1 protein-coding gene is annotated in these 2,496 nt (G+C 76.0%); it reads right to left on the reverse strand.

Going from position 1 to position 2,496, the window contains the following annotated elements:
- Window positions 1–77: 77 nt before the first annotated feature.
- Window positions 78–2,496: DUF3857 domain-containing protein (locus tag MNZ39_RS23840; protein ID WP_242341570.1), on the reverse strand; the 2,419-nt coding region annotated here is incomplete at its 5' end.

Consider the following 2,496-nt stretch of genomic DNA (forward strand, 5'->3'; position numbering starts at 1 on the left):
CGGGCCGGCGCAGCCGAGCGCGGCGGCGAGGAGCGCGGCGGCCAGCGGGCCGGCGGCGCGGGGCGAACGGACGGTCGTCATCGGGAGCCCTCCCCGGCCACGGCCGGGGCGATCCGGACCTTCCGCGCGAAGGCGCGGTCGATCCTCGCCGCGAGCTCGCGGAAGGCGGGGTACTCCGCCGCCGCAACGCGCGCCGTCTTGAACGTGACGTGCCCCTCGGCGACGAGCGCGTCCGCCTCGCGGCGGTAGCGCACCTCGAAGGCGCCGTGCGGCGTCTCGCCGGAGGCCGCCTCCGGCACCTCCACGACCGTCCAGCCCTTCGGGAAAACGTAACGGTAGGTGAAGCGGGTCACGGCCGGATCGCCGACCACGAGGTCGTACCTGCGCGCGGAGAGGGCGGCGTAGGACTCCGCGTAGCCCGCGGCGTCGCCGAAGGGGGTGAAGCGCAGGCCGCCCCCGTCCGCCAGCGCGTAGCGCGGCACGTCGAGGGTGAAGTCCATCGCCACCTCCTCCTCGATGCGCGTGAGGTCCGAGACGTCGAGGCTCGTCACCTCCGCGCCCGGGAAGGTGCGGCCGAAGGCGCGCTCGAGCTGGGCGCGCCGGTCGTGCTCGGCGAGGTAGGCGCGGCGGTACTGCGGCGCCTGCGCGCCGCGGACGTGCGAGCTGCCGCGCACCGCCGCCCGGCCGTCCCTCGCGAGCGTCACGTCGAACCGGCTCTCGACGCGGTTGTCCTCGGGGCGCGCCTCCGGGATCGTGCCGAAGGTCGCCTTCGCGCCGGGGTTCACGACGAGCACCGTCGCGCCGCGGTCCTCGCCGGGCAGATCGCCCGAGCCCGAGTAGGACGCGGTGCCGTCGAGCCACAGGTCGAGGTCGGGCACGTAGGCGATGGCGTGGTTGAACACCGCGAGCGACGCGGGCGTCTCGGGCATCCGCCCGAGGCGGCGCATGCGCAGGAGCACGAGGCGCGAGTCGATCCCCGCGGCGGCGAGGAGCGCGTGGACGAGGCTCGCCTTGTCCTTGCAGTCGCCGAAGCGCCGCTGGAGCACCTGGTCCACCCGGTAGGGCTTGTAGCCGTGGATCCCGAACTCGAGGCCGACGTAACGGGTCTGCGACACCACGAAGTCGTAGACGCCCCGGACGATGGCGCGCTTCTGCTCGAGGGTCCAGCCGTTCCGCGGCGGGGCGACGGCCGGCGGCAGGCCTGCCTGCGCGCTGGCGGCCGTGAGGCGCGCGCCCCCCGCGCCGAGCGCGGCCTCGACGATGCGCGCGGCGGTGGCGCGGAGCTCGCCCGTGGGCCGGAGCTGATCCCTCACGAGCCCCCAGTAGAAGCGCGCCACCTGGTCCCAGTCGCCGTAGGTGGAGACGTGCACGTAGCGGGCGACCTCGCTCCAGCCCGGCATGCCGGGCTCGGGCCGGATGGGCGCGAGGTCGCGCGCGCCGAAGCGGTGCTCCACGAGCCCGCCCGGCAGCTTCCGCGTGTCGTGGCGCACGCCCTCGGGGGCGTTCGAGAAGATCGGCCGCGCCTCGGGGACGAGGAGCACGTAGTCCACCCGCGCCTTGCGGGTGGTGTCGTCGAGGAACGTCACGTCGCCGAAGTAGTCGGAGAGCAGGTTCTCGCCGGCGGTGTCCTCGATGCGCCAGGCCACCTCGAGCACGTCCCCGGCGGAGAGCGCCGGGAACGACAGGGTGCGCGTGCGGGTGTCGTAGTAGAGCCGGTACCAGGGCTCGCTCGCGCTCCGCTCCTCCGCCTCGTGCGTCTCGATGGTCGCGCCGTCGGGCTTCACGATGCGGACCCGCTCGACGCGCGCGTCCTGCCGGTCCGGGGTCCAGCCGATGACGTGGCGCCGGAACGCCTCCGCCCCGCGGGCGTTCACGATCTTCACCACCCGCTGGTAGTAGGTCGCCGAGAGCCCGGAGGGGAAGACGCGCGTGACCTTGAGCTCGCCGAGCACGACGGCGTCGTCGTCGGCGGCGGGCGCGGGCGCCTTCGCGGCGAGCGCGCGCGCGTCGAGCAGGTAGGGCGTCTCGAACCGCTCGCGGGCGGGCTCGAGGCTGCGCACGAGCTCCTTCAGCTCGGGCGACTGCGGGCGGAGCTCGAGGGCGGCGTGGAGGTCGGCGAGCGCGTCGCGGGTGCGGCCCACCGCGAGCCTCGAGCGCCCGCGGCGCTCGAGCGCGTCGGCGTCGTCCGGCGCAACGCGCAGCGCGGTGGCGTAGACCGTATCGGCCTCCTCGGCGCGGCCGTTCGCGGCGAGCAGGTCGGCGAGCCGAAGCCGCAGCTCGCCGTCCGCCGGATCGAGCCGCTGCCCCTCCGCGAGGAGCGCCGCCGCACCGGCCACGTCGCCCTGCTCGACGAGGAGGTGCGCGAGCGCCCCGCGCGCCTCCGCGTCGTCGAGGCGGAGCGCGAGCAGCGTCCGGTAGCGCGCCACCGCCTCGGCGTTCCGGCTCAGGCGGCCCGCGGCGCGCGCGGCGCCGCGCACCGCGGCGGGGGTGGTGGGG

The sequence above is a fragment of the Anaeromyxobacter sp. SG66 genome (assembly GCF_022690805.1).
Taxonomy (GTDB): Bacteria; Myxococcota; Myxococcia; order Myxococcales; family Anaeromyxobacteraceae; genus Anaeromyxobacter; species Anaeromyxobacter soli.